Source organism: Aestuariibaculum lutulentum, assembly GCF_032926325.1.
Classification (GTDB): Bacteria; Bacteroidota; Bacteroidia; order Flavobacteriales; family Flavobacteriaceae; genus Aestuariibaculum; species Aestuariibaculum lutulentum.
In genome coordinates this window covers 2541507-2560016 of record NZ_CP136709.1, presented here as the reverse complement: position 1 = coordinate 2560016, position 18510 = coordinate 2541507, and the positions used below count along the sequence as shown (strand labels likewise).

Genomic DNA, 18510 nt, shown 5'->3' with positions numbered 1-18510 from the left:
TCCATTTAGAAGAGGTTTTTTTTCCCAATAAATATAAATTAAGCCAAAGCTAATTCTTTCTCTTTCTTATGTTGTGCTTTAACCACCAATTGCTTCATTAATAGGGATACAATAAAAGCTATTACGAATAATCCGGAAAAGACGGCTAACGTAGTATCCAAAGAGCCTGTAGCCGATTTAACAACATCGTAAATGGTTGGGCCTATAATTCCTGCCAGTGCCCAGGCCGTTAATACCATACCGTGAATTGCACCTAACTGTTTCGTTCCAAACAAATCACCTAAAAAGGCGGGCAAGGTTGAAAAACCACCACCGTACATGGTTATCACGGTAAATAAAATCACTAAGAATGTTAACTCTACCGATATTTTGGGTAGGAAATAGAAAGCTAATATTTGAAAAACGAAAAAGATGATATACGTATTAGCTCTTCCTAAATAATCTGAAAGACTGGACCATAACAACCTACCCAGACCATTAAAGACTCCTATTAATCCAACAATAGCAGCAGCTTCCATGGGTGTATAATTTAATTTTTCCTGCATCATAGGGCTGGCTGCCGAAATTATAGCAATACCACATGAAATGTTGATAAACATCATTATCCATATATAGTAGAAACGTCTGGTTTTCAACGCTTCATTGGCATCAATATTTGCCATATCAGCCTTAATGACTTTTCCTTCTCCAGCTTTAAATCCTTCCGGCATATATCCCACAGGAGGGCGTTCAATATATCGTGCAGATGATAAAATAATGACCATATAAATGGCTCCTAAAATATAAAATGCATTTGCTACTCCAATAGCATCAAATAAAGACTGCATAATTGGCCCAAAAATTAAGGCTGAAAATCCAAATCCCATAATAGCCATTCCTGTTGCAAGACCTCGTCTGTCCGGGAACCATTTTACCAAAGTACTTACCGGGGTAATATACCCTAAACCGAGTCCTATACCACCAATAACTCCGTAACAAAGATAAAATAGTGTTAACGACTCTAGTTGTACTGCCAATCCTGATCCCAAAATACCAATACCATAAAAAATTCCAGCCGTTGTTCCACTAACTTTTGGTCCTACTTTTTCAACCCAGCGTCCTAAAAATGCCGCAGACAACCCTAGTAAAAGAATTGCTATTTTAAATGCCCATTTTATAACGCTTCCATCAACTTCAAAAATATCTTTAACCGGGTTAGTCATTACAGAATAAGCATAAACAGAGCCTATTGAAATATGTATCCCAACTGCAGATGCTGCAATTAACCATCTGTTTTTTAGTTTTTGTCCGTTCATAATTAGTTGGTTTTAAATTTGATTAGTTCACTTCTTACTTCCTATAAAAAGGATTGTATACCGTAAATGCCTTTAAACATCCCCACCGTAAACACAGCTGAAACGCAAACAACAAGTATAGCCAGCGGTATTATAAACTTATCTGCTATGGATAAATTTTTAGGTCTGTCTTTATCGCCGATTAAGCCATTATTATCTAAAAACATAGCTAACGCCCATGCTAATACCGGATTGGTTACCATGGCTGTAAAAATACAAACCCCGGCAGCCTGAGCACAGGCACTTTTTTTAACCATTTGTATACCAGCTTCAATCATTGGTAAAAACACACCTACAAGTAGTGCTATACATCTTACCGGAGGCCAGACAGCAACATCCATCGGACTACCTAAAAAAGCAACCGCCATAACCATAAGTCCTAGTAAAATAGCTCCTGCCGGAATTGGTCTTTTTGCAATGGCTGCAGGAATCATGTAAGTTCCCCAAGACGAGGTTATATTTCCTCCACCAACAGCAGTTCCAACCATTTGACGGAAAGAACACATGGTCATAGTATCGTCTACATCCATTAATACTTTTTCTGTTTTCTTAGGATAATTCATCTCCTGAAAAATACGATGTCCTAAAAAGTCTGGCGACCACATGGCCACAGCAAGAATAGCAAAAGGTAAAGACGCTATAAAATGCTGAGCAGTAGGTAAACCAAGCATCCAGCCTTCTTCGGTACTACCCCACCAATACGCAGGATTTAAATTAGGTAATCCCATTTGTGTAGTAAACTGAAGATCAAAACCTGCGCCACTAATCAATGCTATAGCTAAGGCAGCAGCTGCTGCTGCAGGAATGGCTAACCAACGTTTATCAATTCTAGCAAGGTAACTGTATAAAACAACGGTTACTGCGAGGATAATTAATCCTAAAAAACCCATAGAACCCGCAGTAACGCTTTCTGACTCCAGCCCCATTCCCCAGGATTGAATTGAATTTATCTGACTAATGGCACCCGTAAATCCTAAAAATATAAGTAATCCGCCAGCGACACCTTTACTGGTTAAATCCACCAGTCGAGACCCCAATTTAAAGACACTGAGTAAGAGTCCTAAAACACCAATTAAAATGGCTAATGCCAAAGGGTGGGCACCTGCCAAAGCAATACTGGCAATCAAAGGAATCATTGGTCCGTGATTCCCTGCTAAATTAGCCCTTGGATTAAAAAAACCAGAAGCCAGAATAACAAATAAAAACGCAGGTATAATCATTTCTACCCGCGATACTTCAATAGCAAAATCTTTACCTAATGTAACATGCTCCCATGCTTCAGAAAGTCCGTTAGCCCAGGCCATCATTACAGAGGAATACATAGCAATAATACCGAGGGTTCCTGCCAATGCCGGAACAATATCTTCCCATTCAAATCTGTAATCTCTTCCCGGTAAATTAAGCCTGAATCGTTTAGGTTTCATGATTTGTAATTCATGATCCAGATATTCTGATCGGCTTTCGAAGTCTGATGCCGGTCTATGCGCTTCTTTATATGTTTTCATTTTGAAATATTATTAGGGGTCAGTTGGTTTAATTTGATTCTAAGTTTAGTAATATCTAATCCATTGCTTGTTAATTCACTTTCACTTCTTTAAAATAATTTTGTAATACTTGAACGGCATCGTTAATTTCTTCTTCAGTATTTTCTCTTGCATCCATTAACGGATACTCCCATCCTAAGGCTTCCCATTTATGAATTCCTAACTTATGATAAGGTTGTAATTCAATTTTTTCAATCGTTTCATAATTCTGGAAGTATTCTCCAAGTGCTTGTAGTAATTCTGGTTTGTTGGTTATACCAGGAATAAGCACATATCTCAACCACATAGGTTTTCCTGAAGCTTCACGATGTTTAGCGAAATTGAATGTCGTTTCTTTATTTTTTGCGCCTGTTAATGTCTCAAATCCTTCTTCAGTCATGTGTTTTATATCTAACATCACTAAATCGGCATAGCTATCAAGTAATTCTTCTGTAAAATGATTTAAGATGCGTCCGTTGGTATCAATATTGGTATGAATACCTTCTTCCTTTAATCGTTTAAAAAAAGGAATTAAAGCCTTAGACTGCAATAAGGGTTCTCCGCCAGAAACCGTAACGCCTCCTTTTTTTCCAAAATAAGGTTTTACTTTTAGCGCCATTTGAACCAAATCTTCAATGTGATATTCCTCTCCGCCATGGGTATCTATGGTATCCGGATTGTGGCAATACTGGCATTTTAATTTACAGCCCTGTAAAAACACAACCATACGAATACCAGGCCCATCATGGGTTCCAAAGGATTCAACAGAGTGCACATTTAATATATTATCTTGATAGTGTAGAGACATAACCTTTTAAGAATACCTGAAAGAAAGTGTTTTTGTCGACTCTTTCTTCCAGGTATTTCTGACTTAAATTGATATTAAAAAAGTTTACATGGATTCATGAAAAGAACGTGTAATAACTTCAAGCTGCTGTTCTTTTGTTAATCTTACAAAGTTTACAGCATATCCTGAAACACGAATGGTTAACTGTGGATACTCTTCAGGATGCTCCATTGCATCGATAAGTGTTTCCTTATTCAACACATTAATATTAACATGATGTGCGCCTTTAGAGAAATAACCATCTAAAATTGTTGTTAGATTCTCTATTCTAGTTTCTTCATTGTGTCCTAATGATTTTGGAACAATAGAGAAGGTATTTGAAATACCATCCTGAGAATCTTGATAATTAATTTTAGCTACAGAATTTAATGATGCAATGGCGCCTTTAGAATCTCTACCATGCATTGGGTTTGCTCCTGGTGCAAAAGCTACTCCTTTGGCTCTACCATCTGGTGTTGCTCCTGTTTTCTTACCGTAAACCACGTTAGATGTAATGGTTAAAACCGATAAGGTAGGCTCTGCATCTTTATATACAGCTAATTGTTTTAATTCGTTATTAAAATCGGCTACGGCATTAGCTGCTAAAACATCTACACGATCATCGTCGTTACCGTAGCAAGGGAATTCACCTTCAATTTTAAAATCGACAGTTAATCCTTCCTCGTTTCTAATTGGTTTTACTTTAGCATATTTAATAGCTGATAATGAATCGGCAACAATTGATAAACCTGCAATACCGTAAGCGATATTAATACTTGGATTCGTATCGATTAAAGCCATTTGTGCTTTTTCGTAATAGTATTTATCGTGCATGTAGTGAATAATATTCATAGAATCGTTATACACTCGTGCTACTTGTTTCATTGCTACTTTAAAGTTAGCCATAACCTTATCGTAATCTAAATACTCTCCTTCAAGTGGTGCAATACCATCAACCATTGGAGTACCGGTCATTTCACAACGTCCTTCGTTAATGGCCAATAACAGCGTTTTTGCTAAATTGGTTCTTGCTCCAAAGAATTGAATTGACTTACCAATAGCCTGGTGAGATACACAACATGCGATTCCGTAGTCATCACTTCCTCTGCTTTTTCGCATTAAGGCATCATTTTCAAACTGAATAGACGACGTATCAATCGCAACTTTAGAACAGAAATCTTTAAAATTTTGTGGTAAATCCTCAGACCAAAGAATCGTCATATTTGGCTCTGGTGATGGCCCTAGATTATATAATGTGTTTAAGAATCGGAAAGAGGTTTTAGTTACTTTAGTTCTTCCGTCTTCAAACATACCTCCAATAGCTTCAGTTACCCAAGTTGGATCTCCTGCGAAAATCTCGTCGTAAGCTCCCATTCTTAAGTGACGCACCATACGTAATTTCATTACGAACTGGTCGATATACTCTTGTGCTTCTTGCTCGGTGATAAGTCCTTCTTCTAAATCATTTTGGATGTATATATCTAAGAATGTAGACACATTACCTAAAGACATCGCTGCTCCATCTTGTTCTTTAACCGCTGCCAAGTAAGCCATATACGTCCATTGTACAGCCTCTTTAGCTGTTTCAGCCGGACGACTTAAATCTAAATCGTATTTAGCGCCTAAAACAATCATGTCTTGAAGTGCTCTGATTTGTTCTGCTACTTCTTCACGTAAGCGAATAACAGCATCTGTCATTGGCCCCTCAATATTGGCTAAATCGGCTACTTTAGATTCAATTAAAAAATCAATTCCATATAAAGCAACTCTTCTGTAATCTCCAATAATTCTACCTCTGGCGTAATTATCCGGTAAACCGGTTAAGAAACCTAGTGAACGGAATTTTTTAATTTCGTCGTTATAAGCATCAAAAACACCATCGTTGTGTGTTTTAACATACTTAGAGAATAATTCGGTTAATGCCTCATTTGGCTTTAAATCATGTTCTGAAAGTGCTTTTTGTACCACTTTAAATCCTCCGAAAGGTTTCATGGTACGTTTTAGCAATTCATCGGTTTGTAAACCTACAATTACTTCATTTTCACGATCTATATATCCCGCATTAAATGCGCTGATTGTAGATATGGTATCGGTATCCACAGAACGAACACCATTATGCTGACGTTCTTCCTGAATAGCCTTTTTACATACATCCCATAACTTAAGGGTTTTTTCGCTAGGTCCAACTAAAAATTGATCTGTTCCATGATAAGGAGTAATGTTTTCTAATACAAAATCTCTAACATCGATTTGTTTTGTCCAAATTCCACCTTTTAAACTTTTTGTTTCCATTTTATGCCTGGTTAAATGTTATAATAATCATTTCTATTTAAGCTACTTCAAAAGTAGAAACATGACACTTCTAAAAAGATGACTTTTATCATGAAACCCATAATAATGAAGCTTTTAACTTCTTATATTTTTACGAAAACGTTTGAATTAAACCCGATAAAAAACAAATAATTTACACTTTTATTGAATTTACCTCAGAAAGAATAACATCCTATTATTTTAGTAGAATTTTTGATGACTTTTAATGAAAAACCATGTGATTTTCATAAAAACAAATGAATCTCTCAAATAATTTAACCAGGTTGTTTACTGCTCTCAGGGAAACATTGGTCTAAAAAAATATGATATCTAAGTTTAAATTTTAATTTTAGTGGCTTCTTAAACTATAAAACTTAATTGATTTGAAAATGCATTCTATTTCAAATATTCTTAAAACCTATTTTACTGTTATTACCGTTTTAACCGGTATTCACCTTTTTGCCCAATCTCAAAAAAAACCTAATGTAATTGTTATTTACACCGACGACCAGGGTGCTATCGATTTAGGCAGCTATGGTGCAAAAGATATTTATTCACCAAACATAGACCAGCTTGCTAAAGAGGGTACTCGTTTTACCCAAGCTTATGTAGCGGCACCCGTTTGTGCGCCATCCAGAGCTGCACTTTTAACAGGTCGCTATCCTCAAAATGCGGAACTTACAGGAAATACCTCGGCTGAACCAGGAAGTTCCGGACTTCCAGCCGAACAGTATACTTTAGCTGAATTATTTAAAGATAATGGTTACAGCACAGGTCATATAGGAAAATGGCATCTTGGAATGGATGAGGCTTCAAGCCCTAACGGACAAGGCTTCGATTATTCCTTCGGACACTTAAGAGGTTGTATCGATAATTATTCACACTTCTTTTATTGGGAAGGTCCAAACACGCATGATTTATATGAAAACGGAAAAGAAGTATTTTACGACGGACAATACTTCCCTGATTTAGCTTCAGATAAGGCTATAAATTTTGTTGAAGAACATAAAGATGAACCGTTTTTTATGTATTACGCCATAAATATGCCGCATTACCCGTATCAACCAACTCAAAAATGGCGTGATTATTATAAGAATGTTGAAAAACCACGTGGCGATTATGCAGCATTTATCTCTACTATTGATGAGCGCATTGGCTTTTTAATGGATAAACTAGACGATTTAGGCATTCGTGAAAATACGATTGTCATCTATCAATCAGATAACGGATATTCCACCGAAACACGTGCTTTTGGTGGCGGTGGAGATGCCGGCCCTTACCGCGGTGCTAAAAGTAGTTTGTTTGAAGGCGGTATAAGGCTCCCAACCATTATCAGCTGGAAAAACAATTTACCAGAAAGTATCGTAAACGATGAGTTTTTAATGAATATCGACTGGATGCCTACACTGGCTAAGCTTTGTAAGCTTGATAAGATCAAAACTGAAATAGACGGGATAGACATGTCTGATATGATTAAGCGTCCAAATACAGCTTCCAAAAGAACCTCAGCTTTCTGGAAATATGGCAAACAATGGGTGGTTAGAAAAGGAAACTGGAAACTTATAGGCTTCCCTAAAGATACCTCTAACAAAGGAGAATTAAATTTAGAAGAAGACGTACTGTTTTTATCAGATTTAAGTCAGGATGTTTCCGAAATGGTAAACCTTGCTTCAAAATACCCTGAAAAAGTAAAAGAACTAACTCAGGAATTCTTATCATGGAAACATGGTCATGAAGAAGATATTCCGAAGAAAATAGAAAAAGTATCCAATTTAGCCGTTGGTGCAACCATTAAAGCAACATCGGCGCTTAACAAATCATACAACAATGCCGATTTATTAATTGACGGCAAATTAGGCTATACCGATTATGCTTCCGGCCAATGGGTTGGTCAGGAAGGAAAGAACTTAGAATTTATTATTAACTTAAATTCAGTGAAAGCCATTAAAAGCATCAGTGTTAATTCGCTTATCAATTCTGGTAACTGGATTTTTCCGGTACATGCTATGGAAGTTAGTTTTTCTGATGACGGAAAAACCTTTGGTTCTTCAAAAGATATTAAGAGAGATGACAATAAAGCAAAAACTGAAAACACAACGGAGCGCTTAACAATTAACGTCGATAAGAAAAGCCAGTTCATTAAAATTAAAGTTGAAGGCATAGGGAATTGCCCGAAAGGTCATCCCGGAGCTGGGTTCCCTGCCTGGTTCTTTATAGATGAAATTATTGTTGAATAATTCTTTAAAATCATGAAACCTTTTAAATCATTATTATACATAACATGTACGTGTCTTCTATTTAGTTGCAATTCTTCTAAAAAAGAACAGAAAACAGAAAGACCGAACATATTATTTATCATGTCCGACGACCATACCTCACAAGCCTGGGGTATTTATGGCGGAGTTTTAAAAGATTATGTTCAGAACAAAAACATAGAAAGACTGGCAGATCAGGGTATGGTTTTAAACAATGCCTTTTGCACGAACTCTATTTGTGTTCCGAGTCGCGCAACCATTCTTACCGGACAATACAGTAATAAAAATGGTGTATATACATTAAGTGACGCCTTGCATTCCGATAGTTTAAACATTGCTAAAGTGTTACAAAAAAGTGGCTACCAAACCGCCATTATTGGGAAATGGCATTTAAAAGAAGAACCGTCCGGATTCGATTATTACAATATTTTACATGACCAAGGACGTTATTGGGATCCTATTTTAAGAACTGCCGAGAATTTCAACAAGCCCGCTGAAGCGTGGGATGTGCACAAAGGCTTTTCAACCGATGTGATTACCCAACTATCTTTAGATTGGTTGAATCAAAGAGATAAAAACAAGCCTTTTATGCTCATGACGCATTTTAAGGCCACACACGAGCCCTTTGATTACCCGGAACGTTACAAGCATTTATATAAAGATATTGAAGTCCCCGAACCTGCGTCGCTTTACGATTTTTCACCTGAGACTACAGGGCGTTCTGTTGTAGGTCAAAAACTTGAAAACTTAAGCTGGCGTTACGAACAAGCCTCTAACGACCCCGATGCCTGGTGGTGCCAATACCCGGGCTTGCCATTTTACACCAAAGGCATGGATAGCATTACTGCCCGAAAAGCCGTTTATCAAAAATTCATAAAAGATTTTATGCGATCTGGTGCAGCTATAGATGATAATGTTGGTAAGATTCTGGACTATCTAGAATCTTCTGGTTTAGCCGAAAACACCATTGTTATCTACACTACCGATCAGGGTTACTTTTTAGGCGAACATGGTTTTTTTGATAAGCGATTAATTTATGAAGAATCGCTACGTATGCCATTTGTTATTCGTTACCCAAAGGAAATTGAAGCCGGCGGTCGTTTAGATGACATTATTTTAAACATTGACTTCGCTGCCTTATTTGCTGATTATGCGGGTGTACAGCAACCCAAATCGTTTCAGGGAAGAAGCTTTAGAGAAAACCTTAAAGGACATACATCCGAAAATTGGAGAACCTCAGCCTATTACAGATACTGGACCAATCATCCGGAAAGACCAGGACATTTTGGTATAAGAAACAAACGTTATAAACTGGCACTATTCTACGGACAATCGTTAGACATGACAGGCTCTTCAAAAGAAAGTACCGAACCGGCGTGGGAGTTTTATGATTTAGAAAAAGACCCGAAAGAAAACCATAATGCCTACAACGATTCAGAATATCAAGACATCATTAAAGACATGAAAGTTGAATTGATAAAACAACGTGAAGGGGTTGGCGATACCGACAAACAATACCTTGAAATGCAGGCCATTTTCGAAACACATTGGAATTAAATACTTAGAAAAGCAGTTTTAAAATTTTCTCTGTGGTATGCTTAAACTATTCTATGTCAATAGTTTTTGTATGAATAAACCTAATTAATAAGAAATCTATTTCATATATTTATAACTAAAAATCATTTATTAACCACTTGATTTTTAGTTATAATGACTATTTATTCACTAAAAATTTGTGCCCTAACAGCCTTTTTTATGGTTTCATTTACATCCATTGTAAGTGGACAACGTTCTGTAGATAGAAGAATTAAATATTTTGACTCACTTTCGTATGCAAACAATAGAGCCAAAAATTTCGATTTATATTTTCAACATTTCATAAAAAGTGAAAGTTTAATTCATGAGGCATCTGACACATTTTTAAAAACTGTTCATTATTATCAACACAGTACGAGATTTTACAATCTGGGCCTATATAAAGAATCTATCCAACTGGCAAAAAAGGGAATCGCATTAGATAATGATTTTAATAACTTAAAAACCCCAAATTTCACATTACTTACATACACCAATATCGCAAAATCTCAAAGTGCCCTAAAACAATATCACGAAGCTAAAAACACGTACATAACCATTTATAACTTATCTAAAAAGGTAAATTTGCGTCGTGTGGCTGCCGCTGCTAATAATTTGGGACTATTTTATCTTAACTATGATAAAAATCAAGATTCCGCTTTATTTTATTTTAAACAGGCGAAGCAGATTATGATTTCAGGAACGTATCCTGACCAGGATTTAACAGGTTTTATTAATGATAATATTGCAGACATTTTAATTAAACAACATGCCATTAAGGAAACACTGCCTTTATATAAAGAAAATTTTCACAGGCACTTCAGCCCACATCGTATAGAAGACCGAATTAAAAGTGCCTATTTTATGGCTGGTATAAAGCTCGCCAATTCCTATACGGCTTTAAATAACACCAGACAGGCTATGGCTTTACTTGACAGTGTAAAAACCATACTGGATACCACTAAAACCTTTCAAGGCAAAAACGTGATACACCTGGATTTATTAAAATCGTATCAAGGCATTGCTCTTAAACAAAACAACTATAAAAAAGTTCACACCCTAACGCTAAACATCGATAGCTTAAACACCGCTATTGTCAATGAAGAAGAAAATGCTTTAAGAACGGGTTACCATATTATGGGTAGTGAAGCTTCAAAAAAATATGCGCGCCTTCTGAATAGCGAAAAGCGTCGTGCAGAAAGCATCAAACAGAAAAGTAAAACGCGATTCTGGATTGTAACCACCATCTTTCTATTGGGTCTTGGAGGTATTTTTATATTGTATTATCGCGAAAAACTGCGTTTAGCAACAAGCCGAAAACACAAAAAACTGGCAGAACAAAAGGCCGCTTCTATAAATCTTAAAAACAAATTACTATCGAAAGATGTAGAGCAACAAAAAAAAGACATCACCAATTTAGTATTGAGTAATGAGCAACATAACCAATGGCTTGATGATTTACAGGATATGCTTCAAAATTACCAGAATAACACCAATTTTAACAGAGAACAATTTTTGGAAGAACTCACAAAAATGATTGATAACAAGAAACGTACTTATGGATTAAATGACCAGCTTCAACAAAAAATTACGGAAATAAACACCGAGTTTTATTCCAATCTAGAAAGCAAACACCCCGATTTAACGTCCTACGAACTGAACCTTTGCACGTTAATGCGTATTAACCTGAGTAGTAAAGATATCGCTACCGTGTTGAATATTACACCATCGTCGGTGAATACCAGCCGATACCGTCTTCGCAAAAAACTAAACCTTGAAAAAGATAACGAACTTAAAAGTTATTTAAAAGCCTTCTAAAGGAAAAAATACAGCTGTCTATTCATTGTCTATTGAAAAAATGGTTTTTCTGTAGGAACTTTATGGCTATTACTAACCATAATTAATTGCTGTTATGACACATTCTAAAACCTTTAAACGCCCTAAAATTTTGTTCTTCTTTTTAAGTTTACTACTTAGTAGCTTACTGTTTTCTCAGGTACCCAACAATCCTGATGCGTTTATGGCAACCTGGAGAATTACGGAAAATGAAAAATCCATAACCATTCCCACTTATCCAGGCGAAATCTATGATTACAATATAGATTGGGGCGATGGTACCATAAACATGCATGTAGCAGGAGATATAACACATAGCTATACAGAAACCGGCGACTTTACCGTAAGTATTACAGGTGTTTTTCCAAGAATTTACTTCAATTCCTACAATAGTTCTCTTGAAGAAATCCCTCCTTACACAATTGGTGTACAACAACTTATAAGCATTGACCAATGGGGCACTAATGCCTGGAGTTCAATGAATTCAGCATTTAACGGTTGTTTAAATTTACAAATATTAGCTTCGGATGCCCCAAATTTAAATCAGGTAAATGATGCTTCTTTTATGTTTGCCTTTTGTATTAACCTAAATAATAATTTAAACCATTGGGATGTTAGTAACATAACTCATATGGAATTTATGTTTTTTTATTGTTTTAATTTTAATCAGCTTTTAAATAACTGGGATGTAAGCCATGTAAGTAATATGAGTTATTTATTTTCTGCATGTGAAAATTTTAACCAACCCTTAAATAACTGGGATGTAAGCCAAGTGACTGATATGAGCTATTTATTTTCTGGCTGTGAAAATTTTGACCAACCTTTAAATAACTGGGATGTCAGTAATGTAACAGATATGGCTTCTTTATTTGAAAGATGTACTAATTTTAACCAGACACTAAATCTTTGGAATGTTAAAAATGTACAAGACATGTCTTACATGTTTTATAAAACTACATTGTTTAATCAAGACATCAGTAACTGGAATGTTAAAAATGTGCAAGAAATGAATGCTATGTTTTTTTCTAGCACATCGTTTAACCAGGATATAAGCAATTGGAACGTTAAAAACGTACTAAACATGTCTTATATGTTTTCTGAGGCAACTTCATTCAACCAGAATATCAGTAAATGGAATGTTGAAAACGTTCAATTTATGGACTACATGTTTCTTGAAGCCTCTAATTTTAACCAAGCCCTGGGGCAATGGAACATAAAAAATGTGTTAAATATGACGGACATGCTTTATGATTCAGGACTGTCTACAGCCAATTACGATAGCACACTTATTGGCTGGAGCTCAAAAGTCTTGCAGAATAAAGTGAATTTTCAAACCAACACCACCTATTGCTTAAGTCAGGAAGCCAGACAGTATATAATTGACACGTATGATTGGAATATATCTGATGGCGGCCCAGCCATAGGTTTTGGCGAAGACCAGGACAACGATGGCCTTACCGATTGTGCAGACGATTGCCCGGGCGATGCTACCAACACCTGCAATGCCATAATGTGCGATGACGACAAATACCAGATTTGCCATCGTAAACAAAACGGCACATACCAAACCCTTTGCGTAAGTCTGGAAGATTACCAAATGCACAAAGCCCACGGCGATAGTGACGGCGCTTGCGAAAGTGCATCGGCTTCTAAAATAGCTTCTAAAACCAAAACAACGGTTGTGTCATTTCATGAAGGCCTGACACTTTACCCAAACCCGGCCAATAACAACATTACCATATCGGGTTTAACCAATACTCCCCACACTATAGAAATTAGAGATATAACCGGAAAGCTCTTAATTTCAAACCACTTAAATGATAGCAATGCTTCATACACCATAAACCTAACCAGTTTACCTCAAGGTTTGTATTTATTTACTTTAAAGAATACCAAAGAAACGGTAGTCAAAAAAATTATAAAAGAATAAAAGCAATTGAAAGGCTACAAGCAAAAAGGTCAGGAACGCATTCCTGACCTTTTCTAATTTAAAACATAATCAACTCTAGTATATAAATATACTAAACTCTTCTTTCTGCTTTTATGGTGGCTTGCGCCGAAACTAATCTGGCAATTGGCACTCTGTATGGCGAACAACTTACGTAATTCATTCCTGTGTTATAACAGAATTCTACCGAGCTTGGTTCTCCCCCATGCTCGCCACAAATACCAACTTTTAAATTAGGTTTTATACTTCTACCACGTTCAGTTCCTAACTGAACTAATTGCCCAACGCCTTCCTGATCCAGAACTTCAAAAGGATCTACTTTTAAAATCCCTTTTTGAATGTAAATTGGCAGGAACTTACCGGCATCATCTCTCGAATATCCGAACGTCATTTGGGTTAAATCGTTGGTTCCGAAAGAGAAGAAATCGGCGTGTTCAGCAATTTTATCGGCTAATAAAGCAGCTCTTGGCACTTCTATCATAGTCCCGACCGAATACTCGACTTTATCATTGCGTTCTTCAAAAATAGCATTCGCTGTTTCTCTAATAATGCATTCCTGAGCAATAAACTCATCTACCGTACCAACCAGTGGCACCATAATTTCTGGTTTACAGATAATGCCTCGCTCTTTTAAATTAAGAGCAGCCTCTATTATAGCTCGGGTTTGCATTTCGGTAATTTCAGGATAGGTATTTCCCAAACGGCAACCTCGATGTCCCAACATAGGGTTAAACTCTTCCAGTTCGGCGACTTTGTTTTTAACCGCCTGAAGTGAAATATGCATTTCCTCTGCCAGTTCTTTTTGAGTCGCTAACTGGTGAGGTACGAATTCATGTAATGGTGGGTCTAGTAATCTGATGGTAACCGGAAGGCCTTCCATAGCTTCAAAAATTCCTTCAAAATCGGAGCGTTGCATAGGCAATAAATCTTGTAAGGCTTGTTTACGTCCTTTAACGGTATCGGCCAGAATCATTTCGCGCATGGCTTTAATTCGATCGACTTCAAAGAACATATGCTCAGTTCTGGTAAGTCCGATTCCTTCTGCTCCAAAGGTTCTGGCTATTTTAGCATCTTTAGGTGTGTCGGCATTGGTACGCACTTTCATTTTTGCGTACTTATCAGACAACTTCATAATTTCGGCAAATTCACCGCTTAATTCGGGTTCTACGGTTTCCACTTTTCCTTCAATAATATTTCCGGTAGATCCGTTTAAAGAAATCCAGTCGCCTTCATGATACTCATGACCATCAACAGTTAAGGTTCGTGCTTTATAATTAATTTTTAAAGCACCAGCTCCCGAGATACAGCATTTGCCCATGCCACGAGCCACAACGGCTGCGTGGGAGGTCATTCCACCGCGAGCGGTTAGAATACCTTTGGCAATATGCATCCCTTCTAAATCTTCAGGAGAGGTTTCAATACGTACCAGAATACTGTTTTTAAACTTAGCAGCTTCATCGGCAAAGAATACTATTTTTCCGGTTGCAGCACCTGGTGATGCTGGTAAACCTTGAGCTATTACATGAGCGCGTTTTAATGCTTTAGGATCAAATACCGGATGAAGTAATTCATCTAACTTGTTCGGCTCAATTCTAAGCAGAGCTTCTTTTTCATCAATTAAACCTTCATTTAATAAATCCATGGCAATTTTAACCATTCCCGCTCCGGTACGTTTACCATTTCTGGTTTGTAAAATCCATAATTTACCTTCCTGAATAGTGAACTCCATATCCTGCATATCGCGGTAATGCTTTTCAAGTTTTTGTTGATAGCCATCGAGTTCTTTAAATAAACCTGGCATCACTTCTTCCAGAGATGGATAATTTTCCTTTCTATCTTCTTCTGAAATCTGAGCCAGTTCTGCCCAGCGTTTAGATCCTAAAACAGTTATTTGCTGTGGCGTTCTAACTCCGGCAACTACATCTTCTCCCTGTGCATTGATTAAATATTCACCATTAAATACGTTTTCACCGGTTCCGGCATCACGGGTAAAACAAACACCAGTGGCCGAACTATTTCCCATATTACCATACACCATGGCCTGCACGTTTACAGCAGTTCCCCAGTCGGCAGGATAACCATTCATATTTCTATAATACACCGCACGATCGCCATTCCAACTGTTAAACACAGCTATTATGGCGCCCCATAACTGTTCCCATGGATTGGTTGGAAAACTATGTCCGGTTTGTTTTTTAACGGCTTCTTTAAAATCGTATACTAAATCTTTTAAATCCTGAACAGTAAATTCGGTATCTAACTGAATGCCGCGTTTACCTTTTAGGTTTTCCATAATTTCTTCAAAAGGATCGATATCGTCTTTTGAAGCGGGTTTCATTCCTAAAACCACACCGCCATACATTTGAATAAAACGGCGGTAAGAATCCCAGGCAAATTGTTCGTTATTTGTTTTTTTAGCTAAACCCAGCACGACTTCATCATTCAACCCTAAATTTAAAACGGTATCCATCATACCTGGCATAGAAACACGAGCACCGGAGCGTACAGATACCAATAACGGATTGTCCTTATCGCCAAACCGAGTTCCCATTAAAGTTTCAATATTTGTTATTGAAGCTTCAACTTCATCTCTAATCATATCTATTACCGCGACTTCACCCAGCAAATTATACTCGGTACAAACCTCGGTTGTTATAGTAAATCCCGGCGGAACCGGTATTCCAATGGCACTCATCTCAGCCAGATTGGCTCCCTTACCTCCTAAAAGATTTTTCATTTTACTGTTTCCGTCCGCAACCTTGTTACCAAATCGGTAAACTCGGGTTTTTTCTGCTTCAAGTAATTCCATAGTAATATCCCGTTTAGTTAGACACTTTAGTGTGTCATAAAATTACTTCATAGAGACCGCCATTTAAATGATATAAATCATATTATAATCTTTTAAATTTTCCTATCAATACTTTTATTAACCTACCTTTGTAACAGGCATGGATTTTGCTATTGAAAACTAAAATGGTTCAAATTTGAAAATCATTTTTAATTCTTTATTTTGCGGTACCAGAAACTAAGACTAAATAATGGCAAACATTACGAGAATTTTTGACTTTCCTTATTATCAGTTAAAGACTTATAATTTAGACAAAGCACTAACAACAAAATATAATAACGAGTGGGTATCTATATCGACTCAGGAATTTATTGACCAGGCGAATGCTATTAGTCGAGGATTGCTTCGATTGGGTGTTAAGCCAAACGATAAAATTGCCGTTATTTCGTCGTCTAACCGAACCGAATGGAATGTCTTAGATATAGGCGTACTGCAAATCGGCGCACAAAATGTACCTATTTACCCTACAATTGCTTCAGAAGATTATGAATACATTTTAAATCATTCTGAATCGACTTATTGTTTTGTATCCGATATTGAAGTTTTAGAAAAACTAAACAGTATTAAGGCAAACACAAAACTACAGGGCGTTTATACTTTCGATAACATTGAAGGCGCGAATCATTGGTCTGATATTTTAAAATTAGGAGAAGACACCGAAAATCAAGACCAAATTGAAACCCTTAAAAACTGTATTAAAGCAGAAGATTTGGCAACTATAATTTATACTTCAGGAACAACAGGAACACCTAAGGGCGTGATGTTGTCTCACAACAATTTAGTTTCAAATGTTTTAGACAGCGACCGACATGTACCTTTTAAACACGGTAAATCTAAAGGCTTAAGCTTTCTTCCGGTTTGCCATGTTTTCGAACGTATGATTTTGTACCTATATATGTATTGCGGTGCCGAAATCTATTTTGCCGAATCGATTGATAAAATGAGTGATAACTTAAAAGAAGTTAGACCCCATGTTATGACTGCCGTACCGCGTCTTTACGAAAAAGTATACGATAAAATTATAGCTAAAGGTGCCGAATTAACGGGTTTAAAAAAGAATATTTTCTTTTGGGCTGTAAATTTAGGTTTACGTTATGAGCCCTACGGCCAAAATGGCTGGTGGTACGAATTTCAATTAAAATTAGCCCGAAAACTCATTTTCAAGAAATGGCAGGAAGCTTTGGGTGGCAACATAGAAATTATGGTCTCTGGAAGTGCCGCATTGCAACCTCGACTAACGCGTATTTTTGCTGCTGCGGGACTAACAATTCTTGAAGGCTACGGTCTTACTGAAACATCACCTGTTATTGCTGTTAACGACATGATAAACCATGGTTTTAAAGTAGGAACTGTTGGAAAAGTCATAGATAATGTTGATGTAAAAATTGCTGAAGACGGCGAAATTCTTGTTAAAGGACCTAACGTGATGATGGGATATTATAAAGATCCTGAGCGTACCGCCGAAGTGATGACAGACGGTTATTTCCACACCGGAGATATAGGTGAATTTGATAATGAAGGTTTCTTAAAAATTACCGATCGTAAAAAAGAAATGTTTAAAACCTCGGGTGGTAAATATGTAGCTCCTGCTCTTTTAGAAAACAAGTTTAAACAATCGCGTTTTATCGAACAGATTATGGTTATTGGTGAAGGCGAAAAAATGCCTGCTGCCCTAATTCAATTAAATTTCGATTTTGTTAAAGAATGGGGTAAACGTCACCATATCATCTTCAAAAACAATGAAGAGATGATTACCAATCCGCAATTATTAGAGCGTATTCAGGCTGAAATTGATGTTGCCAATGCCGACTTTGGTAATTGGGAACAAATAAAGAAGTTTGAAATCACTCCAGATGTGTGGTCTATTGATGCCGGACACCTAACACCTACCATGAAGTTAAAACGTAAGGTGATTAAGGAGATCTATAAAGACCTGATTGAGAAAATCTACCGTCCTTAAAACGGTTACACGCTCCGCTTCTATTTCTTAGGGGTAACTCTGTTAAAATTCACTAATTTATTATGCATGCATAATAAATTTTCATATATTTGAAA

The 18510-nt window shown here is 36.8% G+C and carries 10 protein-coding genes; 5 read left to right on the top strand and 5 right to left on the bottom strand.

The annotated features are described in order from the left end of the window. Positions 1 to 38: 38 nt before the first annotated feature. The 4 genes from R1X58_RS10940 to pflB form a co-directional block, all read right to left on the bottom strand. Complete coding sequence (locus R1X58_RS10940) at positions 39 to 1295, bottom strand: L-lactate MFS transporter (RefSeq protein WP_240572780.1); 1257 nt, start codon at positions 1293 to 1295, stop codon at positions 39 to 41. Positions 1296 to 1336: 41 nt separating this feature from the next. Next, positions 1337 to 2839: a DUF3360 family protein gene (locus R1X58_RS10935; protein WP_240572779.1), complete on the bottom strand. Its 1503-nt coding sequence runs from the start codon at positions 2837 to 2839 to the stop codon at positions 1337 to 1339. Positions 2840 to 2909: 70 nt separating this feature from the next. Continuing rightward, a complete protein-coding gene (gene pflA / locus R1X58_RS10930; protein ID WP_240572778.1) occupies positions 2910 to 3665 on the bottom strand; it encodes a pyruvate formate-lyase-activating protein in 756 nt (251 codons plus the stop codon). A gap of 84 nt (positions 3666 to 3749) precedes the next feature. Beyond that, positions 3750 to 5975, bottom strand: a complete 2226-nt coding sequence (gene pflB / locus R1X58_RS10925) for a formate C-acetyltransferase (RefSeq protein WP_240572777.1) — start codon at positions 5973 to 5975, stop codon at positions 3750 to 3752. A 407-nt stretch (positions 5976 to 6382) separates the two neighbouring features. Between pflB and R1X58_RS10920 the strand changes: the two genes are divergently transcribed. From R1X58_RS10920 to R1X58_RS10905, 4 genes are all read left to right on the top strand, one after another. After that, positions 6383 to 8230, top strand: a complete 1848-nt coding sequence (locus tag R1X58_RS10920) for a sulfatase-like hydrolase/transferase (protein ID WP_240572776.1) — start codon at positions 6383 to 6385, stop codon at positions 8228 to 8230. A 12-nt stretch (positions 8231 to 8242) separates the two neighbouring features. Then, complete coding sequence (locus R1X58_RS10915; RefSeq protein ID WP_240572775.1) at positions 8243 to 9805, top strand: sulfatase family protein; 1563 nt, start codon at positions 8243 to 8245, stop codon at positions 9803 to 9805. A 198-nt stretch (positions 9806 to 10003) separates the two neighbouring features. Further along, positions 10004 to 11641 (top strand): LuxR C-terminal-related transcriptional regulator, encoded by a 1638-nt coding sequence (locus tag R1X58_RS10910; RefSeq protein WP_240572774.1) that lies wholly within the window; start codon positions 10004 to 10006, stop codon positions 11639 to 11641. Positions 11642 to 11735: 94 nt separating this feature from the next. Beyond that, positions 11736 to 13589 (top strand): BspA family leucine-rich repeat surface protein, encoded by a 1854-nt coding sequence (locus R1X58_RS10905; protein WP_240572773.1) that lies wholly within the window; start codon positions 11736 to 11738, stop codon positions 13587 to 13589. 91 nt (positions 13590 to 13680) lie between these two features. On the opposite strand, the gene ppdK is transcribed toward R1X58_RS10905, so the two are convergent. Next, a complete protein-coding gene (gene ppdK, locus R1X58_RS10900; RefSeq protein WP_240572772.1) occupies positions 13681 to 16416 on the bottom strand; it encodes a pyruvate, phosphate dikinase in 2736 nt (911 codons plus the stop codon). A gap of 229 nt (positions 16417 to 16645) precedes the next feature. On the opposite strand from ppdK, the gene R1X58_RS10895 reads away from it, so the two are divergent. After that, complete coding sequence (locus R1X58_RS10895) at positions 16646 to 18415, top strand: AMP-dependent synthetase/ligase (RefSeq protein WP_240572771.1); 1770 nt, start codon at positions 16646 to 16648, stop codon at positions 18413 to 18415. Positions 18416 to 18510 lie beyond the last annotated feature (95 nt).